Source organism: Pseudomonas sp. URIL14HWK12:I12 (assembly GCF_003097135.1).
In the GTDB taxonomy this organism is placed as follows: domain Bacteria; phylum Pseudomonadota; class Gammaproteobacteria; order Pseudomonadales; family Pseudomonadaceae; genus Aquipseudomonas.
Genome location: NZ_QEQL01000002.1, coordinates 67,550 through 93,219, shown reverse-complemented (window position 1 = coordinate 93,219; position 25,670 = coordinate 67,550). Strand labels below are relative to the sequence as shown.

The window sequence follows — 25,670 nt, the reverse complement described above, 5'->3', positions numbered from 1 at the left end:
GCTGGACGCCGCCGAAAAAATAGGAATAATCCTTGCATCTATTCCAAGTGCCCGCCACCACCCCGGCCGGGCACTTCGCGACCCTCTACCCGAGGGCCATCGCCAACACCCGGAGATATACCATGTCTGCGCCTCCCGTGACCCTACTGGTCGCCCGCCACGCTGCGCGTGGCCGCTATCCCGAATTGCTTGCCTGGCTTCATGAAGGCGAACGCCTGGCTACCGACTTTCCTGGCTATTTGGGTTCGGGCGTGCTCGCACCGCCTCATGGCGACGACGAATTCCAGATGATCTTCCGATTCACCGACGCCGCAACGCTCCACGCCTGGGAACATTCAGCATCGCGCCGTGCCTGGCTCGAACGCGGCGATGGGCTCTTCGCCCAACCCCGTGAGCAGCGTGCCCAAGGCCTGGCTGGCTGGTTCGGCAACCCTGGCGCCCCACGCCCACCGCGCTGGAAGCAATCGATCGCGGTATGGCTGGCGTTCTTCCCGGTATCGCTGGCTTTCAACGCGGCGTTCGGCCCCTGGTTGGCCGACTGGGCGCTGGTGCCTCGGGTACTGGTCAGTACCTTGCTGCTCACACCGGTCATGGTGTGCGTCTTCATTCCCCTGGCCACACACTTGCTGGCGCGCTGGCTTCATGCGCCGGCCGCACCTTCGCGCAAGGTGCTGGCACCGCAGGTTCGCTGAAGGCGCCGGGCAGTGGTATAAAAGCCGCTGCCCTGGTTTGCCACGAGCGCTTCAATGCCCCTTCCCTACCCGATCCTGATCACGGGTGCCGCCCAGCGAGTGGGCCTGCACTGTGCACTGAGCTTGCTCGAGAGCGGCCAGCCCGTGATCGCCAGCTACCGTAGCGAACGCCCAGGCCTGGGCGCTTTGCGCGAAGCGGGTGCTGTCTTGATCCAGAGCGATTTCTCCAGCGAAGCTGGCATCGAGGCCTTCATCACCGAGCTCAAGGCCTGCACCCCGGGGCTGCGCGCCATCGTGCACAACGCCTCGGCCTGGCTGGCGGAACAACCCGGCCAGCAAGCGCAAGTCATGAGCCAGTTGCTGAGCGTGCATGTGCTGGCGCCCTACCTGATCAACCTCAAGGCCGAAACGCTGCTGCGCCACGGCGGCCCAGCGGATATCATTCACATCAGCGACGACGTGACGCGCAAAGGCAGTGCCAAGCACATCGCCTATTGCGCCAGCAAAGCAGCACTAGAGAGCCTGACGCTCAGTTTCGCCGCGCGCCTGGCGCCGGATATTCGCGTCAACGGTATCGCACCGGCCATGGTGATGTTCAACGAGCACGATGACGCGGCGTACCGCGAACGCACCCTGGCCAAAGCCGCGCTGCCTCGGGAGCCCGGCCCGCAAGTCATTTACCAGAGCCTGCGTTACCTGCTCGATACGCCCTATGTCACCGGAACCACGTTGGCCGTCAACGGCGGCCGGCACCTGAAATAACCGCGACAGGAGTTTGCCCATGTCAACACTCGCGCCAGGCACGGCCCGCATCCGGGTCAAGGACCTGCGGTTGCGCACTTTCATCGGCATCAATCAGGACGAAATCCTCAATAAGCAGGATGTGCTGATCAACCTGACCATCTGCTACCCCGCCCACGATGCCGTGCGTGACAACGACATCGACCATGCCCTGAATTACCGCACCATCACCAAGGCGGTGATCGCGCTGGTGGAGGACAACCGCTTCGCCCTGCTGGAACGCCTGACCCAAGAGATTCTCGACCTGGTAATGCGCCATGAATCGGTGACCTACGCCGAGGTCGAGGTCGACAAACCCCACGCGCTGCGCTTTGCCGAATCGGTGTCGATCACCCTGGCAGCCAGCCGCTGAAACACGCGAGTCCCCATGAACGATACCCAACGCACTCAACTGGAAGCCGCCGCCTTTCGCCGTCTGGTGGCCCACCTGCAAAGCCGCACTGACGTGCAGAACATCGACCTGATGAACCTGTCAGGCTTCTGCCGCAATTGCCTGTCCAAATGGTACAAGGCTGCGGCCGATGACCAAGGCATCGAGCTCTCGCTCGATCAGGCCCGCCAGACCGTGTACGGCATGCCCTACGACCAATGGAAAGCCCAGCATCAGACCGAAGCGAGCGCGGCTCAGCAAGCGGCATTCGCTCAAGGCTCGACCTCCAAGGAGAAACCATGATGGATTTGCAAAGCCTGCGCCAGAGCCTGGCCAGCGGGGAGCACCAGTTCGCTGACACCTTGGCATTCATCGCCCAAGGCTACGATTACACCCCCACCGCATTCGATAACGGCCCTGTGCACAACGCTGCCGGGCAGAACGAAGGCTCGTGCAAGACGCTGGGCTTGGCACGGCTTGAAGGCTTCAGCGATGAACAGGCCCTGCTAGCCTTTGGTGAGCACTACCGCTCGGTGTTGGCGACTCCTGAGGGCAGCGACCACGGCAACATCCGTGCGTTGATCGCCGGGGGGCAGGCGGGGGTTAGTTTCGAAAGCGAGCCTTTGAAGCGCAAAGGCTGAAAAGCAGGCCACCGCGTTGCAAGCGAAGCGGTGGCCCAAGGGCTTACTCGAACGTTGCGTTCTGCAGCCCGTCCAGGTAGCGCTCGACATCCAGCGCGGCCATGCAGCCAGCACCGGCAGAGGTGATTGCCTGGCGATAGACGTGGTCAGCCACGTCACCGGCGGCGAACACGCCGTCTACGCTGGTCGCAGTGGCATTGCCTTCGCGGCCACCCTTGACCACCAGGTAACCATCCTTGAGCTCAAGCTGGCCCTCGAACAGCGAAGTGTTCGGGGTGTGGCCAATGGCGATGAACACACCGTCCACCTTAAGCTCGTCGCTGCTGCCATCGTTATTGCGCAAACGCGCACCGGTGACACCCATGTTGTCGCCCAGCACTTCCTCGAGCACCGCATTGAGCTTGAGCTCGATCTTGCCTTCGGCCACGCGGGCATGCAGCTTGTCGATCAGGATCTTCTCGGCGCGGAAGGTCTCGCGGCGGTGCACCAAGGTCACCTTGCGGGTGATGTTGGCCAGGTACAGCGCCTCTTCGACGGCAGTATTGCCACCGCCGACCACGGCGACGTCTTTGTTGCGATAGAAGAAACCGTCGCAGGTCGCGCAGGCTGAAACGCCCTTGCCCATGAAGGCTTCTTCCGACGGCAGGCCCAGGTAGCGAGCGCTGGCCCCGGTGGCGACGATCAGCGCGTCGCAGGTGTAGGTGCCGCTGTCACCGGTGAGGGTGAACGGCTTGTTGGCCAGATCCACGGCATTGATATGGTCGAAAACGATCTCGGTCTCGAAGCGCTCGGCATGACGCTGCATGCGCTCCATCAAGGCCGGGCCGGTCAAGCCTTCGACATCACCGGGCCAGTTGTCGACTTCGGTGGTGGTGGTGAGCTGCCCGCCTGCCTGCAGGCCGGTGATCAGCAACGGCTTGAGGTTGGCCCGGGCTGCGTACACAGCAGCGCTGTAGCCTGCGGGGCCGGAGCCGAGAATGATCACCCGCGAATGACGAACATCAGACATGACACACTCCTATGGGCCGCCAGCCCCCTGGCCGGCCACCCTGAAACGAGGCGCGGCCGCCTGGCCGCGCGGGGGTTACAGCGACTTGGCGTTGCCGGCCAGGTAGTCGGCCACGCCTTGGGCGTCGGCCTTCATGCCTTTCTGGCCCGGGCGCCAGCCCGCTGGGCACACTTCGCCATGCTCTTCGGTGAACTGCAGTGCTTCGACCAGGCGAACCATTTCGTCGACGTCCCGGCCCAGTGGCAGGTTGTTGACAACCTGGTGCTGAACCACGCCCTGGCGGTCGATCAGGAACGAGGCGCGCAGTGCGACACCCGCGTCGTGCTCAATGCCGTAAGCCTGGACAATCTGGTGCTTGACGTCAGCGACCATGGTGAATTCGACTTCGCCGATACCGCCTTTCTCCACCGGGGTGTTGCGCCAGGCATGGTGGGTGAACTGCGAATCGATGGACACACCGACCACTTCCACACCCAGCTCGCGGAAACGCGCGATGCGGTTGTTGTGGGCGATGATTTCCGATGGGCAGACGAAAGTGAAGTCCAGCGGCCAGAAGAACAGCACCACGTATTTGCCAGCCAGCGAAGACAGCTTGAAGCTGTCGACCAGGGTACCGTCGCCCAGGACTGCCGGGGCGTCGAAATCGGGTGCTTGCTTGTTGACCAGAATGCTCATGGGTATCTCCTGATAATGAGGCTTCATTGAGGTTGGAAAAGGAAAGTGCGCAAAGCTTAACGGGCCAGGCACGATTAGGGAAATCCTGCTTGGCAATCAAAGCCATAGGCAAAGCTGATGGCGCAAGGGTGTAACTGGTTGTAAACAGGCTTGGCCGCCCAGGTGGAGGCGGGGTATGTTCGTGGCCTCTGCCACTTCGGAGCGGCCTATGCCTCCCTACCCTGCCCTCTCTGGCCCCGGCTACCTTCGCGAAGGCCTGCAACTGTTGATGCGCCCCGGCCTGCGCTTGTTCGTGCTGATCCCGCTGGGTATCAACCTGCTGCTTTTCTGCGCACTGATCGGCCTGGCCGGGCATGAGTTCGGCCTGTGGCTCGACCACCTCAAAAGCAGCTTCCCCGGTTGGCTGAGCGCCCTGCAATGGCTGCTGTGGCCGTTGTTCGTCCTGTTGATGGTACTGGTGATCTTCTTCACCTTCACCATGGTCGCCAACATCATCGCCGCCCCGTTCAATGGTTTTCTCGCGGAGAAGGTCGAGGTGGTGATCACCGGCAAGGACGAATTTCCGGCGTTCAGCTGGAAAGAACTCATCGAAATGATCCCGCGCACCATGAGCCGGGAGATGCGCAAGCTCGGCTATTACCTGCCCCGTGCCCTAGGGCTGCTGGTACTGTCGTTCATCCCGGGAGTCAACATCGTCGCAGCGCCATTATGGGTGCTGTTCGGCGTGTGGATGATGGCTATCCAGTACATCGACTACCCGGCTGACAACCATAAAATGAGCTGGCAAGACATGCTCGCCTGGCTGCGCAGTAAGCGCTGGGCATGCCTGAGCTTTGGCGGCGTGACCTACCTGGTGTTGCTGATACCGCTGGTGAACCTGGTGATGATGCCGGCCGCAGTGGCCGGCGCCACGTTGTTCTGGGTGCGTGAGCGCCAGCGCTGAAGCGTCTCAGCCTTCGATGGCCCTTTCGACCGCCTGAATCACTTCAGGCGCGTCGGGTGCGATACGCGGCGAAAAACGCGCGAGAATACGCCCGTCACGGCCGATCAGAAATTTCTCGAAGTTCCAGCCGATGGGTTCACCCTCGCCTACCAGCCATTGGTAAAGCGGGTGGCGGCCTTCGCCGTTGACCTCCAGCTTCTCGCCCATGGGAAAGCTCACGCCATAGTTGAGGCTGCAGAAGCGCTGGATATCCTCGGCACTACCCGGCTCCTGGCCTCCAAATTGGTTGCATGGCAGGCCGAGCACGCTGAAGCCACGATCGGCATGGCTTTTGTAAAGCGTTTCGAGGGCGGCGTATTGAGGCGTCAGCCCACACTTCGAGGCGACATTCACCACCAGCACTACCTTGCCCTTGAAGGTGCTCAGGGGCAACGGCTCCCCCTCGAGTGTGCGCAGCTCGAACGAATGGAAATCAGACATCGGCATAGCTCCTTGGAAGGGTGGAAACAAAACGGGCGCCGCTCTTTCGAAGCAGGCGCCCGGTTCGATGCATCAAGCGTGAATCAGTGGTGGTGACCACCTTCGCCATGAACGTGGCCGTGGGCCAGTTCTTCCTGGCTCGCATCGCGAACGCTGATGATCTTGACCTTGAAGTTCAGGCGCTGGCCAGCCAACGGGTGGTTGCCGTCGACGGTGACGTCGTCGCCGTCCAGGTCGCGAATGGTGACGATCTGCATTTGCCCATCGGGGGCCGACGCATGAAACTGCATGCCGACTTCCAGCTCGTCGACACCTTCGAACATGCTGCGGCTCAGGGTGCTGACCAGCTCGGCGCTGTACTCACCGTAGGCGTCCTCGGGCTCGATGGCAACGTTGAGCTCGTCACCGGCCTGCTTGCCGTCCAATGCCTTTTCAAGGCCAGGGATGATGTTGCTGGCGCCATGCAGGTACGCAAGCGGCGCACCGCCGGCGGAGCTGTCGATGACCTCACCAGCGTCGTTGGTCAGGGTATAGTCGATAGAGACAGCCTTGTTGGCGGCGATCAGCATGAAATGACACCTTTGCATGTGTGTATGAACGAGAAACGTCCAAGCAGTGTAAACAAGCCTCGGCACGAATGCGAATCCACGCCCGCCTCACGCGTGGTCGGTTACGACCGTGACGACCATGGGCATTGGTTCGTGAAGCTCTCGTGCGGGCACACTCAGCATGTGCGCCACGACCCACCCTGGCAATCACGCCCCTGGGTGCTCGACGCTACCGAGCGCGAGCGCAGGCTGGGTGAACCCTTCGCATGTGGCTGGTGCGCGAAGGGGGCAGTTAGCGATACCCTTGGGCGATGAAAACAACAGATGAGCCATGGCAGGCTCACACCCTGCTCCGCAATACCCGAGAGATCCTCCATGCAAACCTTCTTCATCGCGCCGACCGATTTCGGCGTGGGCCTGACCTCCATCAGCCTCGGGCTGGTGCGCGCACTGGAGCGCGCCGGCCTGCAAGTCGGTTTTCTCAAGCCGGTGGCGCAGCCGCACCCCGGCGACACGGGCCCTGAACGCTCAACCGAACTGATCGCCCGCACCCACGGCCTGAAGCCACCGCCGCCCCTCAACCTGGCGCACGTGGAGCGGATGCTCGGCGACGGCCAGCTCGATGAACTGCTGGAAGAAATCGTCCAGCTGCAGCAGCAAGCGGGCGTGGGCAAGGACGTGCTGATCGTCGAAGGCATGGTACCCACCCGCCAGGCCAGCTACGCGGCGCGGGTCAATCAGCACTTGGCCAAGAGCCTGGACGCCGATGTCATCCTGGTGTCGGCACCGGAAAGCGAGGCTCTGGCCGAGCTCTCGGGCCGTGTGGAGTTGCAGGCCAGGCTGTTCGGCGGCGCGCGCGACCCCAAGGTGCTGGGTGTGATTCTCAACAAGGTGCGTACCGACGAGAGCCTGGCCAGCTTCGCAGCGCGCCTGCGCGAGCATTCGCCGCTGCTGCGTGGCGGCGATTTTCGCCTGCTTGGCTGCATTCCCTTCCAACCGGAGCTCAACGCCCCTCGTACACGCGACGTAGCCGAACTTCTGGGCGCGCGGGTCATCAATGCCGGGGACTACGAACAGCGGCGCATGGCCAATATCATCCTGTGCGCGCGCACCGTGGCCAACACCATCAGCCTGCTCAAGCCGGGCACCTTGGTGGTCACGCCGGGGGACCGCGACGATATTCTGCTGGCTGTGAGCCTGGCGGCCATCAATGGCGTTCCGCTAGCCGGGCTGCTGCTGACCAGCGACTCGGTGCCCGACCCACGCGTGCTGGAGCTGTGCCGCGGCGCCCTGCAGGCGGGGCTGCCGATCCTTTCGGTCAGCACCGGCTCCTACGATACCGCGACACGGCTGAACCAGCTGAACCGCGAGATCCCTATCGACGACCGGGAGCGGGCCGAGACCATCACCGACTTCGTCGCCAGCCACCTCGACTCTCGCTGGCTCGAGCAGCGCTGCGGCACGCCGCGTGAGCTTCGCCTGTCGCCCGCCGTGTTCCGTTACCAACTGGTGCAACGAGCGCAGCAGGCTGACAAACGCATCGTGCTACCCGAAGGTAACGAACCGCTGATCATCCAGGCTGCCGCCACCTGCCAGGCCCGTGGGATTGCCCGCTGTGTGCTACTGGCCCGGCCTGACGACGTACGCGCCACCGCTAGCGCCCAAGGCATCGAACTGCCACCGGGCCTGGAGATCCTCGACCCTGAAGCCATTCGAGGGCGCTACGTTGCACCGATGGTGGAGCTGCGGCGCAACAAGAACCTCAACGAGCCGATGGCGGAGCAGCAGCTCGAAGACCCGGTGGTGATCGCCACCATGATGCTCGCGCTGGATGAAGTCGACGGGCTGGTGTCTGGCCTGGTCCATTCCACGGCCAATACCATTCGGCCAGCGTTGCAATTGATCAAGACAGCACCGGGTTGGAGCCTGGTGTCGTCGGTCTATTTCATGCTGTTCCCAGACCAGGTGCTGGTGTATGGCGACTGCGTGATGAACCCGCACCCAAGCGCCGAAGAGCTGGCGCAGATTGCCCTGCAGAGCGCGGACTCGGCCAACGCGTTCGGCATCGCACCAAGGGTGGCCATGCTCAGCCATGCCAGCGGGCAGAGCGCTACGGGGGAGGAAGTCGAGAAGGTCCGCGAGGCGACACTGCTTGCACGTGAAGCCCAACGGGATCTGCTGATCGACGGGCCACTGCAGTATGACGCCGCAGTCAATGAAACTGTGGGCCGGCAACTTGCCCCCGGCAGTACCGTGGCCGGTCGTGCGACAGTGTGTGTATTCCCGGAGCTCAATACCGGTAATACAACATTGAAGGCGGTGCAGCGCAGCGCCGATTGCACAAGCCTGGGGCCGATGCTGCAAGGCCTGCGCAAACCGGTGAACGACCTGCCGCGGGGGGCGCAGGTCGACGATATCGTCTATACCATCGCGCTGACCGCCATCCAGGCCAGCCGCACGCTTTGACCTGCGCGTTGCCGCGGTTAGCCGGGCCAGGCTGACGAAGGGGCCTCAGCGGCCCCCTTCAACCTGCGCAAGCACGCTGGCCGCGCTCAACCCTGGTGATCACTGCGGGTATTGCTGATACTGCTGTTGCTGGTACTGCTGTTGCTGCTGTTGTGGCGCCGGCGCTTGGTACTGCTGACCTGGGATGGGCTTGAGGTTGACCTCCACACGGCGGTTCTGCGCCCGGCCGTTCACATCGGCGTTGCTCGCTACCGGCTGGTCCGGCCCCATGCCACGTACCGACAGCCGCGAGCCATCGACGCCCTGGCTGGTCAGGTAGGTAGCCACGGCTTGGGCACGTTGTTGGGAAAGGTCCATGTTGTGCTGGCGGCTGCCGGTGCTGTCAGTGAAACCTACGATCTCAATCGTGTTCTCGTTGAACTGCTTGAAAGAGGTGGCTAGGTTGTTCAGTGGCGAATAGAAGCCAGGGGCGATGGCAGAAGAATCGGTGGCGAAGGTGATGTTGCCGGGCATGATGAGCTTGATCTGATCACCCTGGCGTTGCACCTCCACGCCAGTGTTGGCCATGCTCTGGCGCAACTGGGCTTCCTGGCGATCGGCATAGTAGCCGTAACCTGCCGAGGCCGCGCCAGCGACGGCTGCACCGATCAGCGCGCCCTTGCCACGGTGGTTATGGTCGATGGCCGCACCTGCTACAGCACCCGCCAGGGCGCCGAGGCCGCCGTATTTGGCCGTCCGGCTCATGCCCTGCCCACCTTGACCCTGCTGCGCCTGGCCTTGTTCGGAATAAGGGTTGGGAGAGGCGCAGCCGGCGAGGGTCGCGGCAGCGAGGGTAGCGAGCATCAATTGGCGGGCGTTGAACATCGTAAAGCTCCTGAAGGCAGATGGCAGTCGGGGCCATGGCGCAGCGCCCCGCGCAGCTATTTGAACCGCAAACCGGAGGTTGTTTCCATGACAGGAAATTTAGCCAACCGGCTTTATTTGTGTCAGTCGATGACCCCAGACGTTCCCTTCAGTCTTGCGCAAGCAGTTGGGCATAACGTGCCAGGTCCACGTTGCCGCCGGTAATGACCACCCCGATCCGCTTGCCACGCCACGCTTCAGGCTGCTCCCATAGGGCGGCAAGCCCTAGGCAGCCGGTGGGCTCGACGACCATCTTCATGCGCTCGGCAAAGAACCGCATGGCCCTTACCAGGCCGGCGTCCGGCGCCGTGAGGATGTCGTCGACCAACTTACGGATCAGCGCAAAGGTGTAGTTGCCCAGGTACTGCGTCTGCGCGCCGTCAGCCAGGGTGTGAGGGGTGTCGATTCGCACGATGCGGCCTGCACGCAGCGATTGCTGGCCGTCGTTGGCGGCCTCCGGCTCCACGCCCAACACCTGGCAGGCCGGTGAAAGAGTGCGCGCTGCAAGCGCGCAGCCCGAGAGCAGCCCACCCCCTCCAAGCGGCACCAGCAAGGTGTCGAGGGGCCCGGTATGCTCGATCAACTCCTTGGCTACCGTACCTTGCCCAGCCACCACCCCAGGGTGATCGTACGGCGGCACCAGCGTCAGGCCATGCTGCTCAGCCAGAGTCTGGCCGATGGCAGCGCGGTCCTCACTGTAGCGGTCATAACCCACGACGGTGGCCCCGTAGCCGCGTGTGGCCGCGATTTTGGCCGCTGGGGCGTCATGGGGCATCACGATGGTTGCCGGAATGCCCAGCGTTCGCGCGGCCAAGGCGATGCCCTGGGCATGGTTGCCTGAGGAAAACGTCACCACCCCACGCCGCCGCTGCTGCTCATCGAACTGGGCCAGGGTGTTGAAGGCGCCGCGGAACTTGAACGCTCCCATGCGCTGGAAGTTTTCGCACTTGAAGAACACCTCGGCGCCCAGCGCCTGGTCGAGTGTGTGGCTGGTCAGCACCGGCGTGCGGTGGGCATGGCCTTGGATACGTTGGGCGGCGGCTTCCACATCGGCGTAGGTCGGCAAATCGGCGGGGGGCATGCACAGGCTCCTGATAGCGGCTGCCTGCATTCAAGCACCGACTCTGAAAATCAGCCAGCCCGCCGGCATATGGGTAGGGCTTTCGCCGCGACCGTATGCCGCCTGCGGCACTGAATTGGGTTAATTCATCAGCCGACACGCATATTGAGAAAGTAGAATTTCAAGGGCTCACCATTGTAATGGCCTGCGCGCAGGCACTCCCCAAAGGGAAAGGGCAAAACGGGGTGAGGGTAGGTACTATTGCCGACCCGCTGCCCCTCGGTATCACTCAGGTAGAATCGGCCAAATGCTTTGCTGGAAGGCTCGACCACTTCCAACGCCCAGATGTTGTTTGCCCCGGCAGAAAAAGGATTGAGTGATTCGGCCACACGCCCAGGCAGTGTTCCGCCATAAAGCCCCAGCCAGCCGGATGCGTTTTGCTCCAAACGAGCATTTGCATAGGCACCCTCTTCCCTAATCGAAACCTGAAAACGAGGCCTTTGGGTGAAGAAGTCGTGCCCTATGAAGGTGAAATGAAACCTCAACGGCAAAAAGTTCGCGGCTCTTTGGCCCCGCGCAAGATGGTGCAGCCAACCGCTATATTCCCGCGCCAAGGCGAAGTGAGAGGGCCCCCAAAGAGGTGAATTACCGAACGGCGCCCTATTGGCACCTACGCGGCCCAATGGGCTGTGAAGCTCTGCACTGAAACTGGAGCTCATCGAATACTTCCCGACGTCGTCTGCTGAAAGGAGCCGCGGACTTTATGAAAGGGCAAGCAATCCCACGATAAGGAACCCCTCCCCGGGCGCTGCGGGCTTTCCAGCAGAGCGCACGCGAGCGAGCAGTAGCAATGTTGGATTATGATCAAAACAATCAAATAGCCGTCGATGTGTACATCAAAAAATGAAAGCAGTGATCAAAAAACAGATCTATTGATCGTTCTGATCATTGATGGCATGATCCTGATCATAACAATCACAAATCAGGACACCGCCAATGAAATTCCACGGCATCGTTCCCGCCCTCGTCACCCCGCTTACGGCCGACCAGCAGCTTGATGAAGCCGCGCTGAGGGCACTGATCGAAAATCTCATCGGCCATGGCGTCCATGGCCTGTTCGTGCTCGGCACCAACGGCGAGTTCTTTGCGTTGAGCGAGGAAGAAAAACTGCGCGTAGCGCGCATCACCGTGGAAACCGCTGCCGGCCGTGTGCCGGTCATCGCAGGCACCGGCGCCTTCGCCACCGCTGAGGTGGTGCATATGAATGAGCGGATGCACGCGCTGGGCGTCGACGGCCTTTCGGTCATCACGCCGTACTTCAATGCCGTCAATGAGCGCGAGCTGATCAAGCACTACGAGACCATCGCCGACGCCTCCGCGCTGCCGATCATGCTGTACAACATCCCGGCCAAAACCGGTATGAGCATCGGCATCAAGGCGGTGGCCGCACTGTGCCAGCACCCGATGATCAAGGGCATCAAAGACAGCGCCGGCAATTTCGACGCGCTGGTGCAGATGATGCAGTACCGCAGCGACGACTTCGCAGTGTTCGCCGGCACTGACTCCCTCATCTACTGGAACCTGCTGGCTGGCGGCGACGGCGCGGTGGCCGCGACGGCCAACGCTGTGCCTGGGGTTGTGATGGACATCTGGAACCGCTTCAACGCGGGCGACCACGCGGGCGCCCGCCAGGCCCAGGAGCGCCTGCGCCCACTACGCGACGCCTTCGCCATGGGCACTCTGCCCGTCGTGCTCAAGGAGGCCACCAGCCTGCTCAACCTGCCGGTGGGCCCCTGCCGTTCGCCGACCTTGCCGCTGGAGCCGGCCCAGGCTGAACGCCTGGCCCAGGCACTGGCGGTCTACCGCAACTGACAGGAGGCAGCCATGCCCTATCACTTCCAGACCATCAAACACCTGGTGCACGGTGCCGGTTGCCTCGACGAGCTGCCCCAGCGCCTGGCGCTGCTCGACCGGCCGATAAAGCGCCTGGTGCTGGTCACTCAGAACTCGATGCATCGCCTGGGCGTCACCGAACGCGTTCGCGACATGCTCGGTGCCGAGGGCATTTCGGTTCAGGTGATCGACCAGGTCGAAATCGAGCCGACGCTGGCCAATATCGAGCAGCTGTTCCGTGAGCAGGTCGCCTCGTACGCGCCTGACGCGTTGCTGGCGATCGGAGGTGGCAGCGTGCTTGACGCTGCCAAGCTGTTCTCCGTGCTGTTGACCAACGATGTGCCTCTGCGCGAGATGCTGGGGGTCGACAAGGTCGCCCTCCCCGGCCTGCCTACCGTCATGGTTCCGACCACCTCCGGCACAGGCTCCGAAGTCACGCCCAACGCGATCGTCACCCTGCCCGATGAAGCGTTGAAGGTGGGTGTGGTGAGCCGCCACTTGTTGCCCTCTCTGGTGCTGCTCGACCCGCTCCTGACGCTCAGCCTGCCGCAGCCGATTACCGCAGCCACCGGCATGGATGCGTTCACCCATGCGTTGGAGTCGTTCATTTCAACCAAAGCCAACCCGGTCAGCGACGGTTTCGCCCTGGAGTCGATGCGGCTGATCGCCGGCAGCCTGGTGCAGGCCTACGAGCAGCCCGACTCGGTACAAGCCCGCGCCGACATGCTGCTGGGCTCGATGTACGGTGGCCTGGCGCTGACTGCCGCCGGCACCGCTGCAGTGCATGCCCTTGCTTATCCGCTCGGAGGGCAGTTTCACGTGACCCACGGCGTGGCCAACGCGATGCTGCTGCCCCACGTAATGCTGTTCAATCAGGACGCCTGCGCTGCCCGTTTGCAGCGCGCCGCCAAGGTGTGCGGCATCGCTTCGGAGAAAGACAGCGAGCTGGTGGCTTCCGGCAAGCTGGTGGGCTGCATCGTCGACTGGACCAAGCGCCTGCACATTCCACAGGACCTGCGTGCCTTCGGCGTGGAAGACGAGCATGTGCCAGGGCTGGCAGTGGCCGCTTCGAAGGTTACCCGGCTGATGGTCAACAACCCCAAACCGATGTCGCTGGCCAACATCGAGGCGGTCTACCGGTGCCTGCTGCCATGAAGCGCCTGCTGATCCTGGCCGACGACCTCACCGGCGCAGCCGATTGCGCAGTCGGGTTCGCTGGCCGTGCCCGCTGTGCAGTCGCGCTGAAGGCCCACGAGCCGCTGCCAGCCGGCGCGGATGTCGTGGCGCTGGACCTCGATACCCGGCGCATGCCCCCCGAGGCGGCAGCGCTCGAACACCACCGCGTGCTGGCCGTACCAGGCCATGACAGTTACGGCCTGTACAAAAAGATCGATTCGACCCTGCGCGGCAACTACGCCGCCGAGATAGCGGCGCTGAGCGAGCGAGGGCTGGCGCTGATCGCCCCGGCCTATCCCGCGCTGGGGCGTACGACTCGCCAGGGAGTTCAGTGGCTGGATGGCGCACCGGTGCACCAGAGCGAAACTTGGCGCAATGAAGGCTTGGCCGGTAGCGCTGACCTGGTCGCCGCATTGCGTGCACAGGGCTTGCGCTGTGCGCATCTGGAGCGCTCGGCACTGGCGCAGGCGAGCGAACACCTGCGCCAGGCACTGGCCGATGGTGTGCAGGCGTTGATCTGCGATGCCAGCACCGATGAAGACCTCGCCGTGATCGCCGCAGCCAGCGCAGCGCACTGGCAGGAGCTGTTCTGGGTCGGTTCGGCGGGCCTGGCCAAGGCCTTGGGGCCGTGGCTGCAGGCCAACACCCGGCAGGCTCCGCACCGCGCACAGGGCCCTGTGCTCAGCGTGGTCGGTTCGATGGCTTCCCACTCCCACGGGCAGGCCGTGCACCTGGCGCAGGCCAGCGGCGCGCTAACGACTGTGCTTGACCCTCACGCCTTGCTGAGCGGCACTGCCGACCATCTGGGGGCCATCACCGAGGCCTTGGCCAGCGGCCGTGACGTGGTGGTGACCGTCAGCCAACGCAGCCGCCTCGGCGATCAAGCTGCTGCCCTCAGCCAGGCACTGGCTGCCAGCCTGCAGCCGGCCCTGTACCTGGCTGGCACGCTGATAGCCACCGGTGGCGAAACCGCCCGCGCGCTACTCGACGTCGCCGGCATTGGCCACCTTGAACTGTACGCAGAGCCCGCGCCGGGCTTGGTACGGGGGCATGCGATGCACCAAGGCCGCCCCTTGACCGTGATCACCAAGGCCGGCGCCTTCGGTGCCCCGGATGCCCTATGTGCCGCCTGGCGGCAACTCGACCTGTGCCCGGCCAATGCCGGGCAGGAGCCTCCTATGCTTGAACGTCCCGTTATCGGCATCACCTTGGGCGACGCCACCGGCGTTGGCCCGGAAATCATCGTCAAGGCCCTGGCCCACGAGCGCGTGCATGCGATGTGCAAACCGCTGGTGATCGGCGATGCCAAGCGGCTGGAAAGCGCCAACCGCATCGTCGGTGGCTCGATGCAGGTTCATGCGATCCAGCACCCACGCGAGGCGCTCTACGAGCCGGGCACCATCGACTGCATCGACCTGGGCCTGATCCCCGAGGGCTTGCCCTACGGCAAGCTCTCGGCGTTGGCCGGTGACGCTGCCTACCAATACATCGCCCACACCGTGAAGCTGGCCGAAGCGGGCGAGCTTCAGGCGATCTGCACTGCCCCCCTGAACAAAGAAGCGTTGCACGCCGGTGGGCACCTCTTCCCCGGCCACACCGAGCTGCTGGCGCATCTGACCGGTGTCGAAGAAGTGTCGATGATGCTGATGACGCCGACCCTGCGGGTGATCCACGTGACCACCCACATCGGCATCATCGACGCGATTGCCCGCATCGAGCCCGGCCTGGTGCGTCGCACCCTGGAGCGTGCCCACCAGACGCTGGTGCGGGCTGGCATCGCCGACCCGCTGATCGCGGTGTGTGGCATCAACCCCCACGCTGGCGAAAACGGCCTGTTCGGCTATGGCGAGGAGCAGACCAAGATCCAGCCCGCCATCGACGAGCTGCGCGCCCGCGGCTGGCGCGTCGAGGGCCCGCTGCCGGCCGACACGCTGTTCTTCCGCGCAGGCCGCGGCGATTTCGATGCGGTGGTGGCCATGTATCACGACCAAGGCCACGGCCCGGTCAAGGTGATGGGCCTGGAGGCCGGGGTCAACGTGACCATCGGCCTGCCGGTGATCCGCACCTCGGTCGACCACGGCACCGCGTTCGACATCGCAGGCAAGGGTGTCGCCGACGAACGCAGCCTGATCGAAGCGCTGCGGCAGGCGGTGGAACTGGCCGCCCGCCCCCCTGCTTGAGTTGGTTCATCCGCCCCACACAACAACAATTCTGGAGCGATAACAATGGCAACCTTCGATTCGAAAGACACGATGATCATCATCGCCATGGTGGTGCTGTACATCCTCTTCACCACCTGGCTGAGCTTGCGCCTGCGCAGCCGCACCAGCGAGCAGTACATGGTGGCATCACGCAGCATGCCGGCCTACGTAGTGGGCATTCTGATGATGAGCGAGTACATCGGCGCCAAATCCACGGTAGGCACGGCCCAGGCAGCGTTCGAAAGCGGCATGGCAGCCTCCTGGGCGGTCATCTCGGCGGCAATCGGCTTTCCGCTGTTTGGCTTGTTGATGGCGCGAAAGCTCTATAGCTCGGGCGAATACACCATCTCCGGCTTCATCGAGAAAAAGTACGGGCGCTCTACCAAACTCATGGTGTCGGTGATCATGATCTACGCCCTGCTGCTGGTGAACGTCGGCAACTACATCAGCGGCGCGGCCGCCATCAGCACGGTGCTGAAGATCAATCTGCCGGTGGCAGCGTTCATCACGGCGATCATCAGCACGCTCTACTACGTGTTCGGCGGCCTCAAGAGCGTTGCCTACGTCAGCATCCTGCACACGGCCGTGAAATACGTGGGCGTGCTGATCGTGCTGGGCACTGCAATCTCCCTGGCCGGCGGCTTCGACAAGATTCACCAGGGCCTGCCGGCGCATTACTTCACCTGGGACGGTGCCATCGGTGGCTCCAAGGTCGCTGCGTGGATCATCGGCACGGCGGGGGCGATCTTCTCCACCCAGTTCATCATCCAGGCCATTTCCTCCACCCGTAACGCCAAGGCCGCGCGGGCCTCGACCTACTGGGCCGCGCTGTTGTGCCTGCCGATTTCGCTGGCACTGGGCCTGATCGGGGTCACCGCCAAATACCTGTACCCAGACATGAACAGCCTCTACGCAATGCCGGTATTTCTACAGGCCATGAGCCCGTGGATGGCAGGTGTGGTGACCATCTCGCTGGTGGCCTCGATCTTCGTGGGCGTCAGCACCGTGGCGCTGGCCATCGCCTCGCTGGTGGTGCGCGACTTCTACGTGCCGATGTTCAAGCCCAATGCCGAAACCGAATTCCGCATGACCAAGCGCATCGGCCTGGTGATCGGGTTCTTGCCGCTGATCTTCGTGTTCTTCGTGCCGGAAATTCTCAACCTGTCGTTCTTCACCCGCGCCCTGCGCCTGTCGATCACTGTGGTCGCGCTGGTTGCGATCTACCTTCCGTTCTTCGCCACCACCCGTGGCGCGACCCTGGGCCTGGCGGCGGCCACCGTGACAACCAGCGCCTGGTACCTGATGAACAACCCCTATGGTATCGACAACATGTACATTGCCCTGGCCACCCCAGCCGTGGTGATCCTCATCGAACGCTGCCTGCCCGGCGCGGGCCGCAACAAGGGCCAGGCTGCCAAACCGGAGGTTTCCAATGCCAACTGAACACCGTGAGGACGCCTACCTGCCGACGCCCTACGCCCAGAACCACGCCGCCAACCTGCACGAGCTGGCCGACGGCACGCTGTTGTGTACCTGGTTCGCAGGCACTCAGGAAGGCATGGCCGACATCTTCGTACTGCTCTCGCGCAAGGCGCCGGGGCAAGCCTGGAGCGAGCCGGTCAAGCTCAGCCAGGACGACACCCGTTCCGAGCAGAACCCGATCCTCTTCCAGGCCCCGGATGGGCCGTTGTGGCTGATCTGGACCGCGCAGGTATCAGGCAATCAGGAAACCGCCATTATCCGCCGCCGCCTGAGCGAGGACGGCGGCCTGAGCTGGGGCCCGGTCGAAACGCTGTTCGACGAGCCGGGCATTTTCGTACGCCAGCCGCCGGCAATCCTGGCCAACGGCGACTGGGTGCTGCCAGTGTGGTACTGCATCGCCCTGCCCGGCGAGAAATGGGTGGGCAGCCACGACGTCAGTGCGGTCATGATTTCCGCCGATGCCGGCCGCAGCTGGACGCGCCATGACGTGCCGGCCAGCACCGGCTGCGTGCACATGAACGTGCAGCAATTGGCCGACGGTAGCCTGCTGGGGCTGTTTCGCAGCCGCTGGGCCGACCATGTTCACGCGTCCAGGTCTCACGACGGTGGCCGCACCTGGTCGGCACCAGAGCCTACCGAGCTGCCCAACAACAACTCGTCCATCCAGTTCGTGCGCCTGGCCAGCGGCGAGCTGGCGCTGGCGTGCAACCCGATCAATGCCGAAGGCATCAGCACCCGCCGTGCTTCGCTGTACGACGAGATCGAAGACGAAGGCGACGAGCGCGTAGTGCCCGGCGCCAATGCAGACGGCCGTGCCGCAGTGTGGGGCATCCCCCGTGCGCCCATGAGCCTGATGCTCTCGCATGACGAAGGCCGCACTTGGCCGGGGCGGCTGGACCTCGAACAGGGCGACGGCTTCTGCCTGACCAACAATTCCCAGGAAAAACTCAACCGCGAATTCTCCTACCCCAGCGTGATCCAGGCCCGTGACGGCAGCCTTCATGTGGCCTTCACCTACTTTCGGCAGAAGATCAAGCACGTGCACGTGCACCTGCCACTGGCGGCATTGCGTTGAAGGAGGCAACGATGAGCGAACAACCCCGAACCGCGTTGGTGACCGGCGCCAGTTCCGGCATCGGGCTGGCGATCGCCGAGCGACTGCTGGCAGAAGGCTGGGCAGTGCTGGGGCTGTCGCGCCAGTGCCCGCCGCTGGAGCACCCGGCGTTCACCTGGCGCGCCGTCGACTTGAGTGACCGCGAGGCGACCGACGCGGCGCTCGGTGAGGTCGGCCCTCTGCAGGCACTGGTTCATGCCGCAGGCATCATGCGCACCGCGCACTTGGGTGAGCTGGACCTGAGCGCGGGCGCTGCCATGTGGCGCCTGCATGTCGAGGCCGCCACACAGTTGGTCGACCGCCTCGCCGGCCGCCTGGCGGGCGGCGGGCGAGTGATCGTGATCGGCAGCCGTACCTGGCAGGGCGCCGCAGGGCGCAGCCAGTACGCGGCGACCAAAGCGGCGTTGATAGGGCTGGTGCGCAGCTGGGCAATGGAGCTGGCACCCCGTGGCATCACCGCCAACATCATCGCCCCAGGCGCCACCGACACGCCCATGCTGCGCGACCCGGGCCGCCAGGGCACACCGCCCCGTGTGCCCCCGCTGGGGCGTTTCGTTACCCCCGAGGAAGTCGCAGCCTACGCCGCCTTCATTGCCGGCCCGTCGGCCGCGGCGATCACTGGGCAAACCCTCATCATGTGTGGCGGCGCCTCCTTGTAAGGTAGAGTAGCGCCCAGATTGCCACCGCCGAACGGACGCTTCATGAAAGTCGCCAACCGCCGCCATACCCTGCTTGAGTTCGTCCACGCCAACCCAGGCAACGCTAATGTCGAGACCCTCTGCGCCTTGCTGGGTGTCTCGGAGGCAACGGTGCGCCGCGACCTGACGGCACTGGCCGAACAGGGCCTGGTGATGCGCACCTATGGCGGGGCCGCGCACATCGGGGCACGCGAGCCAGAGCAGTCGTTGCAGGAACGCAGCGGCCAGCATTCCACCGAAAAGGCCCGCATGGCCCGCGCGGCGCTGGCGCACATCCACGACCATGACACGCTGCTGCTCGATGGCGGCACCAGCACTGCCGCGCTGGCGCGGCTGCTGAGCGAGCGCCGCGGGCTGCATGTGATCACCAACAACCTGCTGGCGCTGCCCGCCTTGCAGGAACTTCCCGAAGGCCGCGTGACCTTGCTGGGCGGCGACCTGCGCAGTGAGAGCCTGTGCACTTTCGGCCCTGCGGCCCTGGCCATGCTGGAGCGGCTGAGCGCCGACAAGGTGTTCGTCAGCGCCGACGGCGTGGTGGCTGGCCGCGGGCTATGCGAGGCCAGCGCGGAACAGGCCTACCTGAAGGACAAGATGCTGCAGCAGGCGGCCGAGGTATTCGTGCTGGCCGACGCCAGCAAGCTGGGGCGCGACAACCAGCAGCACTGGACGCCGGTGAGCGGCCATTGGCGGCTGATCACCAGCGCCGAGGACGAGGCGCTGGTGGCGCCCTTCATGAGTACCGGGTTGGTCGAGGTGCAGAGGGTGTGAACGCTTCAGCCTGCTGGCAACCCGCTTGCGTCAGCCAAAACGCCCGGTGATGTAGTCCTCGGTCTGGCTCTTGCTCGGCTTGGTGAAGATGGTGTCGGTGTCGCCGTGCTCGATCAGGTCGCCCATGAACATGAATGCAGTGGAGTCCGAGCAGCGCGCGGCCTGTTGCATGTTGTGGGTCACGATCACCACGGTGAATTGCTCCTTTAGCTCGGTGATCAACTGCTCGATGCGGCCAGTGGAAATTGGGTCGAGCGCCGAGGTCGGCTCATCGAGCAGCAGCACTTGTGGGCGCAGGGCGATGGTGCGGGCGATGCACAGCCGTTGCTGCTGGCCACCGGAAAGGCCCGAGCCGCTCTTGTTGAGTTTGTCCTTGACCTCATCCCATAGCGCAGCGCCGCGCAGGGCCTGCTCGACCCGCTCTTCCATTTCTCGCTTGCCGAGCTTTTCGTGGTGGCGCACTGCATAGGCAATGTTGTCGTAGATCGACATCGGGAACGGCACCGGCTTCTGGAACACCATGCCCACGTGGCTGCGCAGGCGGTTCATCGAGTAATTCGACGCCAGGATGTTCTCGCCGTTGAGCAACACTTCCCCCTTGGCCTCCTGCTTGGGGTACATCGAGTAGATACGGTTGAACACGCGCAGCAAGGTCGACTTTCCGCAGCCTGACGGGCCGATGATGGCAGTGACCTGCTTCTCCGGAATGTCCATATTGATGGAGTTGAGCGAGCGGTGACCGTTGTAGAAGAACTCGAGGTTGCGGACCTGGATCTTGGTACGCACGGGCGCGGCGGTAGTCATCAGTGGGACCTTTCACGAAGAATCAAACGGGAGAACAGGCTCAGGGCCAACACGAAGAGGGTCAGCACCAGCGCGCCGGCCCAGGCCAGGGCATGCCAATCCTCGAAGGGGCTCATGGCGTACTGGAACACCACCACCGGCACACTGGCGATCGGCTTGAGCAGGTCGCTGCTCCAGAACTGGTTGCCGAAGGCGGTGAACAGCAGCGGCGCGGTTTCACCGGTGATGCGTGCCAGTGCCAGCAGGATGCCGGTAATGACACCAGCCCGGGCGGCGCGCAGGATGATCTGCAGGGTCATCTTCCATTGCGGCACGCCCAGGGCCAGTGCTGCTTCACGCATGGTGCCCGGCTGCAGCTGGAGCATCTCGTCGGTGGTCCGCACGACCACTGGAATCACCAGCAACGCCAAGGTCAGGCCACCAGCCAGGGCAGAGAAACCGACCTGATGATTGGTCAAGGCGCTGACCGGCAGGATGAACGCGGTGTAGATGAACAGCCCCAGCACGATAGACGGTGCCGACAGCAGAATGTCGTTGATGAAGCGCACGATGGTGCCCATGCGTGTGTACCGGGCGAATTCGGCCAGCCACACCCCGGCCATCAAGCCGATGGGGGTACCGATGATCAAGGCCACCGCCGACATCAGCAGGCTGCCATAGAAGGCATTGGCCAGGCCGCCCTGCGAGCCGGGGGGCGGTGTCATCTGGGTAAACAGCGCAGGCCCCAGGGCAGAGAGGCCATTGGTGATGGTGGTGAACAGAATCCACACCAGCCACAGCAAGCCAAAAGCGGTTGCAGCGCAGGCGAAGGCCATGGCCAGCCCGTTCTTGAGCGCGCGCTTGCGGTACAGGTTTTCGTTGGGCGAACTCATTTAACCCCCTCGTTGCGCGACAGGCGCATCAGCATCAGGCGGGCGATGGCCAGCACGATGAAGGTCACCACGAACAGCAGGAAGCCGAGCGCGATCAGCGAGCTGCGGTGCATGTCTGAATAGGCTTCGGTGAACTCGTTGGCGATCACCGAGGCGATTGAGCTGCCCGGCATCAGCAGCGAAGCCGAGAGCTGGTGGGCGTTGCCCAGCACGAAAGTCACCGCCATGGTTTCACCCAGGGCGCGGCCCAGGCCCAGGAACACGCCGCCGACCACGGCCGAGCGGGTGTAGGGCAGCACGATGTCCCACACCACCTCCCAGGTGGTTCCGCCCAAGGCATAGGCCGACTCCTTGAGCTGGGTCGGCACGGTGCGAAACACCTCGTTCATGACCGAGGTGATGAAGGGGATGATCATGATCGCCAGCACGATGCTCGCGGTGAGTACGCCGATGCCCAAGGGCGGGCCCTGGAACAGTACGCCGACGCCAGGGATGGCACCCAGATAATCGTTGATCCAGGGGCTGATGTGATTGGCCATGAACGGGGCGAACACGAACAGCCCCCACATGCCATAAATGATTGAAGGAATGCCGGCCAACAGCTCGATGGCCGAGGCGATCGGCATGCGCAGCCACGGCGGGGCCACTTCGGTCAAAAAGATCGCAATGCCGAAGCTAACCGGCACGGCAATCACCAGCGCCAGGAAGGCGGTCACCAGCGTGCCGTACACCGGCACCACGGCGCCGAAACGTTCACCGACGGCATCCCAGTCGGTGCTGGTGAAAAAATCGAGGCCAAAGGTATGGAAGGCCTGGGCGCCGCCCCACAGGGTGGAGCCGGCAATGCACGCAAGCAGGCCCAGCACGACCATCGCAGCGCCACGCACCGTGCGGCGAAACCACACATCGTGACGGTGATCGCGGGCGGCGCGCGCTTCGCTTTCGTTCTGTTTGTCTGCAATCACAGTGGACAGCACTTGGGAGTTATCGGTCATCTTGGTCCACTCGCACGAAATCCCCTCAAGCGCCGATCAGCGCTTGAGGGGCGAGGGTTGCACTCGGTTCGCTTACTTGAACTCGGCGGCCCAGTAGGCTTCGATCTGCTTGACCAGCGAGTCCGGCAGCGCGACGTAGTCCAGCTCGGCAGCCTGAGGCTGGCCCTTCTCCAGCGACCACTTGAAGAAGTCCAGAGCGGCTTTGCTTTCTTCGGCTTTTTTCGGCTGCTTGTACATGATGATCCAGGTGGTCGCAGCGATCGGCCATGCATCGGCGCCCGGCGCGTTCACCAGCAGCAGGTTGAAGTCCTTCGCGCTTTTCCAGTCGGCAGTGGCACCGGCCGCAGCGAAGGCAGCAGCGCTAGGCTCAAGGAACTTGCCGCCGGCACTCTTGAGCTGAGTGTGCGACAGCTTGTTGGACTTGGCGTAGGCGTATTCGACGTAGCCGATCGAGCCCTTGATCTGCTTCACGTAGGCAGCAACCCCTTCGTTACCCTTGCCACCCACACCTACCGGCCACTGAACGGTGGAGCCGGCGCCGGCTTTCCAGGCGTCTGGGGCGGCCTTGTCGAGGTAGCTGGTGAAGTTGAACGAGGTGCCCGAGCCGTCGGAGCGGTGAACCACGGTGATCTTCTCGCCGGGCAGTTTCACGTCAGGGTTCAGGGCCTTGATCTTGGCATCGTCCCAGGTGGTGATGGTGCCCTGGAAGATAGCGCCGAGGGTTTGGGCATCGAGTTTCAGTTTGCCCGGCTCGACGCCTTCGACGTTGACGATCGGTACGATACCGCCGATGACGCTGGGGAATTGGCCCAGGCCAGCGGCCTGCAGGTCTTCACCCTTGAGCGGGGCGTCGGATGCGCCGAAGTCAACGGTGGCGGCCTTGATCTGAGCGATACCGCCGCCCGAACCGATCGATTGGTAGTTGATGCGGTTACCCGAGGACTCCTGGTACTTCTGTGCCCATTTCGACAGCACAGGGTAAACGAAGCTGGAACCTGCGCCGTTCACGTCGGTGGCATGGGCAACGCCCGACAGGCACAGCGAAGCCAGCAGAATCGAAAGGCGGGTCTTGGTCAACAGTCTCACGGCACACCTCAGTCAAGGATTTGTGTGGAGTCATTCCACAGGAGTAAGCCGTGCCGATTTAAAGCCGGGAATGTGACTCTTTCATGACAGAAGGTGGGGAAATTTGTTACAGCGCAGCGCCAAGCCTCGTAGGCCGCGGCCTGCAGAGGAGCAGGAAAAGTTCCCTACCCCTCGAAAAGGCATGGCATTGCGCCATAGTTCACACGGCCAGTCGCAGAAATCAGAACCTGACGCTGGTGCTGAGCGAAAGAAAATCACGGTCGGCGAGTGTGCTGTAGCGGCCGCCGAAAAAGGCCGTGTAGGTGAGGTCGGCCGACCAGGTGCGCTGGTAGTCAGTGCCCAGGCCAACGCTCACAGCCTTGCGCCCCTGCTCGAAAGTCCCCTCAGGCTGCGGCGAATAGCCGCTCACATCGTGCGACCAACCCAGGCTGGGCTTGACCGCCAGCCGCGGCAGCACATCGTTGAAGGTCCAAACTGCCCGGGCGCGGTAGCCCCAGGCATTGGCCGTGGTAAAGCCAGCACCAGGGGCCCTGCCGTAGACGGGGTCGCGGCCGTAGTCCAGGCCATCACCCAGGCCGGCGACGTGCACCGCGCCCACCTCCCCAGCCAGCTCGAAGCTGTCAGCGCCGAGCCCGCCGTCGAAGGTGTGGGCAAGGCTGGTCTGCACTTGTGTGACAGCCTTGCGCCGGTAGCCCGCTGTATCGATACCGCTGGCCGCCTGGTCCAGCACTTGGAGCCAGTTCTGTTGCACCGGCGCATTGGGCCGGTAGCTTACTTCGCCCTTCCAGCGGGTGCCCGCAGGCAAGGTCGATGAAAAGCTCAGGCCCAGCAGGTGAATGTTCTGCGGGTAGCGCAGGTAATACCCTGAGCGACCTGCCGCAACGCTGGGCTGCAACGCATCGAGCACTTCAGCACTGGCCGGCACCCCCGCCGAGGCCAGCGCACCGGCCAGGTTCGATGCACTTGCCCCCGTACCCGCGAAGATCGGCGCGCGGCTGTGGTAATTCATGGCATAAGCGCCCAGGTCGGTGTTCCATTGGTCGAGCTGGTAGTGCACTGCCAGGCCGAACTGGCCGCCGTCGCGAGCATCACGGTCTTTGCCACGGCTGATGAGCACCCCTTCGTCCGGGCTTGCAAAGCGAGCGCCCTGCGCGCTGGCCGCCTGCAACGCAGCCTGGCGCTGGGCGCTGCCAAGGCTATTCAACTGGGCGGCCAGGGCGGCCTGGGTAGGGCCCAGGGCCAGGTTACGATCGCAGCCCTGCGCCAAGACATCGCTGGTGGCCATGAAGGTGCCGCAATTGGCCTGGCTGTCAGCGGTCCACTTGAGTTGGTAGAAACCGTCGATGGCCAGGCGGTCGGTCAGGTTCTGGTTCAGGTACAGGAGGCTGGCAGGCCGCAAGTTGCTGCGCCAAGTGCTGCCGGGGCGCGACCAGGTAGCAGCTTCATGAGGGTTGATCGCGCCGATGCCCCCACCGATGAACTCAGCCTGGCCCCAGCCCAGCACCTGCCGGCCGAGCCTCAGCGTGCCCGGTTCATCGCCTAACTGGTAGTTATGCCAAACATAGGCATCGAGCAACTCACCTCCGCTGGCCTTGCTGCTCTGAGCGCGGCCGCCATCGTCGATGGCCTTGAAGCGTCGGCTGTCATCCTTGAGCTCGAAGTCGTACCAATAGCGGCCTTTGAGGTAAGCGCCGCTGTTGCCATAGCGCAGCTCCAAGGCATGCTCACCGCTGAGCAGGCGGGTAAATGCTTCGCCCTGGCGGAAGTTCTTGCGCCCGTCGTCGCCGATCGCGCTGTAGCCAGTACCGCCATTGGCCGCGCCGATCAGCCGCTGCGACGGGCTGGCCGTGCCCCAGGCCGAAGACAACGACAGCTTCGAATCGAACTGCCCTTCCACAGCACCGATATTGAACGGCACGCCCCAGGCAGGCACGGTGGCCAGCGCCAGGGCACCGCCCCAGATCACACGAAAAGCACTCAACGGCAGCATCCA

General features: G+C 63.7%; 27 protein-coding genes and 1 pseudogene. 16 read left to right on the top strand and 12 right to left on the bottom strand.

Annotation, left to right across the window (positions count from 1 at the left end):
- Positions 1-122 precede the first annotated feature (122 nt).
- The 5 genes from F474_RS07400 to F474_RS07380 are packed head-to-tail and all read left to right on the top strand — an operon-like array spanning position 123 to position 2,504.
- Positions 123-692, top strand: coding sequence for an antibiotic biosynthesis monooxygenase (locus tag F474_RS07400; RefSeq protein WP_097088671.1), 570 nt, complete (start codon positions 123-125; stop codon positions 690-692).
- A 54-nt stretch (positions 693-746) separates the two neighbouring features.
- A complete protein-coding gene (gene folM / locus F474_RS07395) occupies positions 747-1,454 on the top strand; it encodes a dihydromonapterin reductase (RefSeq protein WP_097088668.1) in 708 nt (235 codons plus the stop codon).
- A gap of 19 nt (positions 1,455-1,473) precedes the next feature.
- Positions 1,474-1,845 carry a dihydroneopterin triphosphate 2'-epimerase gene (gene folX, locus F474_RS07390; RefSeq protein WP_097088665.1) on the top strand — a complete coding sequence of 124 codons (372 nt, stop codon included), beginning with the start codon at positions 1,474-1,476 and terminating at the stop codon, positions 1,843-1,845.
- Between the two features lie 15 nt (positions 1,846-1,860).
- A complete protein-coding gene (locus F474_RS07385) occupies positions 1,861-2,166 on the top strand; it encodes a DUF1244 domain-containing protein (RefSeq protein ID WP_097088662.1) in 306 nt (101 codons plus the stop codon).
- Positions 2,163-2,504: a HopJ type III effector protein gene (locus F474_RS07380; protein WP_097088659.1), complete on the top strand. Its 342-nt coding sequence runs from the start codon at positions 2,163-2,165 to the stop codon at positions 2,502-2,504. The genes F474_RS07385 and F474_RS07380 overlap by 4 nt, the downstream gene beginning before the upstream one ends.
- A 43-nt stretch (positions 2,505-2,547) precedes the next feature.
- Here F474_RS07380 and trxB read toward each other — a convergent pair whose 3' ends face one another.
- Together trxB and F474_RS07370 are read right to left on the bottom strand one after the other, a co-directional pair.
- Entirely contained in the window at positions 2,548-3,513 is a 966-nt protein-coding gene (gene trxB, locus F474_RS07375) for a thioredoxin-disulfide reductase (protein ID WP_097088656.1), read from the bottom strand.
- A gap of 75 nt (positions 3,514-3,588) precedes the next feature.
- Positions 3,589-4,188: a peroxiredoxin gene (locus tag F474_RS07370; protein WP_097088654.1), complete on the bottom strand. Its 600-nt coding sequence runs from the start codon at positions 4,186-4,188 to the stop codon at positions 3,589-3,591.
- Between the two features lie 208 nt (positions 4,189-4,396).
- On the opposite strand from F474_RS07370, the gene cysZ reads away from it, so the two are divergent.
- Positions 4,397-5,131: a sulfate transporter CysZ gene (gene cysZ, locus F474_RS07365; RefSeq protein ID WP_097089029.1), complete on the top strand. Its 735-nt coding sequence runs from the start codon at positions 4,397-4,399 to the stop codon at positions 5,129-5,131.
- 6 nt (positions 5,132-5,137) lie between these two features.
- On the opposite strand, the gene F474_RS07360 is transcribed toward cysZ, so the two are convergent.
- Together F474_RS07360 and F474_RS07355 are read right to left on the bottom strand one after the other, a co-directional pair.
- A complete protein-coding gene (locus F474_RS07360) occupies positions 5,138-5,611 on the bottom strand; it encodes a glutathione peroxidase (RefSeq protein WP_097088652.1) in 474 nt (157 codons plus the stop codon).
- Positions 5,612-5,694: 83 nt separating this feature from the next.
- Entirely contained in the window at positions 5,695-6,180 is a 486-nt protein-coding gene (locus tag F474_RS07355) for a peptidylprolyl isomerase (protein WP_097088651.1), read from the bottom strand.
- A gap of 24 nt (positions 6,181-6,204) precedes the next feature.
- Between F474_RS07355 and F474_RS07350 the strand changes: the two genes are divergently transcribed.
- The gene (locus F474_RS07350; RefSeq protein WP_256582779.1) at positions 6,205-6,474 is read left to right on the top strand and encodes a DUF3565 domain-containing protein; all 270 of its coding nucleotides are present in this window, start codon (positions 6,205-6,207) and stop codon (positions 6,472-6,474) included.
- A gap of 60 nt (positions 6,475-6,534) precedes the next feature.
- Entirely contained in the window at positions 6,535-8,625 is a 2,091-nt protein-coding gene (gene pta / locus F474_RS07345) for a phosphate acetyltransferase (RefSeq protein ID WP_097088647.1), read from the top strand.
- 99 nt (positions 8,626-8,724) lie between these two features.
- Here the strand turns inward: pta and F474_RS07340 are convergent, their stop codons facing one another.
- From F474_RS07340 to F474_RS07330, 3 genes are all read right to left on the bottom strand, one after another.
- The gene (locus F474_RS07340; protein ID WP_097088645.1) at positions 8,725-9,489 is read right to left on the bottom strand and encodes an OmpA family protein; all 765 of its coding nucleotides are present in this window, start codon (positions 9,487-9,489) and stop codon (positions 8,725-8,727) included.
- A gap of 148 nt (positions 9,490-9,637) precedes the next feature.
- Complete coding sequence (locus F474_RS07335; protein ID WP_097088643.1) at positions 9,638-10,609, bottom strand: threo-3-hydroxy-L-aspartate ammonia-lyase; 972 nt, start codon at positions 10,607-10,609, stop codon at positions 9,638-9,640.
- A gap of 128 nt (positions 10,610-10,737) precedes the next feature.
- Complete coding sequence (locus F474_RS07330; RefSeq protein WP_125483370.1) at positions 10,738-11,307, bottom strand: hypothetical protein; 570 nt, start codon at positions 11,305-11,307, stop codon at positions 10,738-10,740.
- A 277-nt stretch (positions 11,308-11,584) separates the two neighbouring features.
- On the opposite strand from F474_RS07330, the gene dapA reads away from it, so the two are divergent.
- The 8 genes and pseudogenes from dapA (at position 11,585) to F474_RS07295 (ending at position 19,920) form a co-directional block, all read left to right on the top strand.
- Positions 11,585-12,460, top strand: a complete 876-nt coding sequence (gene dapA, locus F474_RS07325) for a 4-hydroxy-tetrahydrodipicolinate synthase (protein ID WP_097088639.1) — start codon at positions 11,585-11,587, stop codon at positions 12,458-12,460.
- 12 nt (positions 12,461-12,472) lie between these two features.
- Positions 12,473-13,636 carry an iron-containing alcohol dehydrogenase gene (locus F474_RS07320; RefSeq protein ID WP_097088637.1) on the top strand — a complete coding sequence of 388 codons (1,164 nt, stop codon included), beginning with the start codon at positions 12,473-12,475 and terminating at the stop codon, positions 13,634-13,636.
- Positions 13,633-14,766, top strand: a pseudogene (locus tag F474_RS22800) (four-carbon acid sugar kinase family protein); the annotation flags it as partial. The gene F474_RS07320 and the pseudogene F474_RS22800, both read left to right, overlap by 4 nt.
- Before the next feature lie 69 nt (positions 14,767-14,835).
- Positions 14,836-15,837, top strand: a complete 1,002-nt coding sequence (pdxA, locus tag F474_RS22795) for a 4-hydroxythreonine-4-phosphate dehydrogenase PdxA (protein ID WP_218191677.1) — start codon at positions 14,836-14,838, stop codon at positions 15,835-15,837.
- Between the two features lie 45 nt (positions 15,838-15,882).
- Complete coding sequence (locus tag F474_RS07310; protein WP_097088633.1) at positions 15,883-17,301, top strand: sodium:solute symporter family protein; 1,419 nt, start codon at positions 15,883-15,885, stop codon at positions 17,299-17,301.
- Entirely contained in the window at positions 17,291-18,415 is a 1,125-nt protein-coding gene (locus F474_RS07305) for an exo-alpha-sialidase (RefSeq protein ID WP_097088631.1), read from the top strand. The genes F474_RS07310 and F474_RS07305 overlap by 11 nt, the downstream gene beginning before the upstream one ends.
- An 11-nt stretch (positions 18,416-18,426) precedes the next feature.
- On the top strand, positions 18,427-19,113 hold the full coding sequence (locus F474_RS07300; protein WP_097088629.1) for an SDR family NAD(P)-dependent oxidoreductase: 687 nt from the start codon (positions 18,427-18,429) through the stop codon (positions 19,111-19,113).
- A 42-nt stretch (positions 19,114-19,155) separates the two neighbouring features.
- Positions 19,156-19,920, top strand: a complete 765-nt coding sequence (locus tag F474_RS07295) for a DeoR/GlpR family DNA-binding transcription regulator (RefSeq protein WP_097088627.1) — start codon at positions 19,156-19,158, stop codon at positions 19,918-19,920.
- A gap of 30 nt (positions 19,921-19,950) precedes the next feature.
- On the opposite strand, the gene pstB is transcribed toward F474_RS07295, so the two are convergent.
- The 5 genes from pstB to F474_RS07270 form a co-directional block, all read right to left on the bottom strand.
- A complete protein-coding gene (gene pstB / locus F474_RS07290; RefSeq protein ID WP_097088626.1) occupies positions 19,951-20,724 on the bottom strand; it encodes a phosphate ABC transporter ATP-binding protein PstB in 774 nt (257 codons plus the stop codon).
- Positions 20,724-21,596 (bottom strand): phosphate ABC transporter permease PstA, encoded by an 873-nt coding sequence (gene pstA / locus F474_RS07285; RefSeq protein WP_097088623.1) that lies wholly within the window; start codon positions 21,594-21,596, stop codon positions 20,724-20,726. Before pstA ends, pstB begins: the two co-directional genes overlap by 1 nt.
- The gene (gene pstC, locus F474_RS07280; RefSeq protein WP_097088621.1) at positions 21,593-22,591 is read right to left on the bottom strand and encodes a phosphate ABC transporter permease subunit PstC; all 999 of its coding nucleotides are present in this window, start codon (positions 22,589-22,591) and stop codon (positions 21,593-21,595) included. Before pstC ends, pstA begins: the two co-directional genes overlap by 4 nt.
- Positions 22,592-22,663: 72 nt before the next feature.
- The gene (gene pstS / locus F474_RS07275; RefSeq protein WP_097088619.1) at positions 22,664-23,677 is read right to left on the bottom strand and encodes a phosphate ABC transporter substrate-binding protein PstS; all 1,014 of its coding nucleotides are present in this window, start codon (positions 23,675-23,677) and stop codon (positions 22,664-22,666) included.
- 220 nt (positions 23,678-23,897) lie between these two features.
- Positions 23,898-25,667: a DUF1302 domain-containing protein gene (locus tag F474_RS07270; protein ID WP_097088617.1), complete on the bottom strand. Its 1,770-nt coding sequence runs from the start codon at positions 25,665-25,667 to the stop codon at positions 23,898-23,900.
- Positions 25,668-25,670 lie beyond the last annotated feature (3 nt).

Excerpts from the sequence above, each read along its gene's own strand:
- F474_RS07400 (WP_097088671.1), top strand. The coding sequence starts at position 123 with ATGTCTGCGCCTCCCGTGACCCTACTGGTCGCCCGCCACGCTGCGCGT.
- folM (WP_097088668.1), top strand. The coding sequence starts at position 747 with ATGCCCCTTCCCTACCCGATCCTGATCACGGGTGCCGCCCAGCGAGTG.
- folX (WP_097088665.1), top strand. The coding sequence starts at position 1,474 with ATGTCAACACTCGCGCCAGGCACGGCCCGCATCCGGGTCAAGGACCTG.
- F474_RS07385 (WP_097088662.1), top strand. The coding sequence starts at position 1,861 with ATGAACGATACCCAACGCACTCAACTGGAAGCCGCCGCCTTTCGCCGT.
- F474_RS07380 (WP_097088659.1), top strand. The coding sequence starts at position 2,163 with ATGATGGATTTGCAAAGCCTGCGCCAGAGCCTGGCCAGCGGGGAGCAC.
- trxB (WP_097088656.1), bottom strand. The coding sequence starts at position 3,513 with ATGTCTGATGTTCGTCATTCGCGGGTGATCATTCTCGGCTCCGGCCCC.
- F474_RS07370 (WP_097088654.1), bottom strand. The coding sequence starts at position 4,188 with ATGAGCATTCTGGTCAACAAGCAAGCACCCGATTTCGACGCCCCGGCA.
- cysZ (WP_097089029.1), top strand. The coding sequence starts at position 4,397 with ATGCCTCCCTACCCTGCCCTCTCTGGCCCCGGCTACCTTCGCGAAGGC.
- F474_RS07360 (WP_097088652.1), bottom strand. The coding sequence starts at position 5,611 with ATGTCTGATTTCCATTCGTTCGAGCTGCGCACACTCGAGGGGGAGCCG.
- F474_RS07355 (WP_097088651.1), bottom strand. The coding sequence starts at position 6,180 with ATGCTGATCGCCGCCAACAAGGCTGTCTCTATCGACTATACCCTGACC.
- F474_RS07350 (WP_256582779.1), top strand. The coding sequence starts at position 6,205 with ATGAACGAGAAACGTCCAAGCAGTGTAAACAAGCCTCGGCACGAATGC.
- pta (WP_097088647.1), top strand. The coding sequence starts at position 6,535 with ATGCAAACCTTCTTCATCGCGCCGACCGATTTCGGCGTGGGCCTGACC.
- F474_RS07340 (WP_097088645.1), bottom strand. The coding sequence starts at position 9,489 with ATGTTCAACGCCCGCCAATTGATGCTCGCTACCCTCGCTGCCGCGACC.
- F474_RS07335 (WP_097088643.1), bottom strand. The coding sequence starts at position 10,609 with ATGCCCCCCGCCGATTTGCCGACCTACGCCGATGTGGAAGCCGCCGCC.
- F474_RS07330 (WP_125483370.1), bottom strand. The coding sequence starts at position 11,307 with ATGAGCTCCAGTTTCAGTGCAGAGCTTCACAGCCCATTGGGCCGCGTA.
- dapA (WP_097088639.1), top strand. The coding sequence starts at position 11,585 with ATGAAATTCCACGGCATCGTTCCCGCCCTCGTCACCCCGCTTACGGCC.
- F474_RS07320 (WP_097088637.1), top strand. The coding sequence starts at position 12,473 with ATGCCCTATCACTTCCAGACCATCAAACACCTGGTGCACGGTGCCGGT.
- pdxA (WP_218191677.1), top strand. The coding sequence starts at position 14,836 with ATGCTTGAACGTCCCGTTATCGGCATCACCTTGGGCGACGCCACCGGC.
- F474_RS07310 (WP_097088633.1), top strand. The coding sequence starts at position 15,883 with ATGGCAACCTTCGATTCGAAAGACACGATGATCATCATCGCCATGGTG.
- F474_RS07305 (WP_097088631.1), top strand. The coding sequence starts at position 17,291 with ATGCCAACTGAACACCGTGAGGACGCCTACCTGCCGACGCCCTACGCC.
- F474_RS07300 (WP_097088629.1), top strand. The coding sequence starts at position 18,427 with ATGAGCGAACAACCCCGAACCGCGTTGGTGACCGGCGCCAGTTCCGGC.
- F474_RS07295 (WP_097088627.1), top strand. The coding sequence starts at position 19,156 with ATGAAAGTCGCCAACCGCCGCCATACCCTGCTTGAGTTCGTCCACGCC.
- pstB (WP_097088626.1), bottom strand. The coding sequence starts at position 20,724 with ATGACTACCGCCGCGCCCGTGCGTACCAAGATCCAGGTCCGCAACCTC.
- pstA (WP_097088623.1), bottom strand. The coding sequence starts at position 21,596 with ATGAGTTCGCCCAACGAAAACCTGTACCGCAAGCGCGCGCTCAAGAAC.
- pstC (WP_097088621.1), bottom strand. The coding sequence starts at position 22,591 with ATGACCGATAACTCCCAAGTGCTGTCCACTGTGATTGCAGACAAACAG.
- F474_RS07270 (WP_097088617.1), bottom strand. The coding sequence starts at position 25,667 with ATGCTGCCGTTGAGTGCTTTTCGTGTGATCTGGGGCGGTGCCCTGGCG.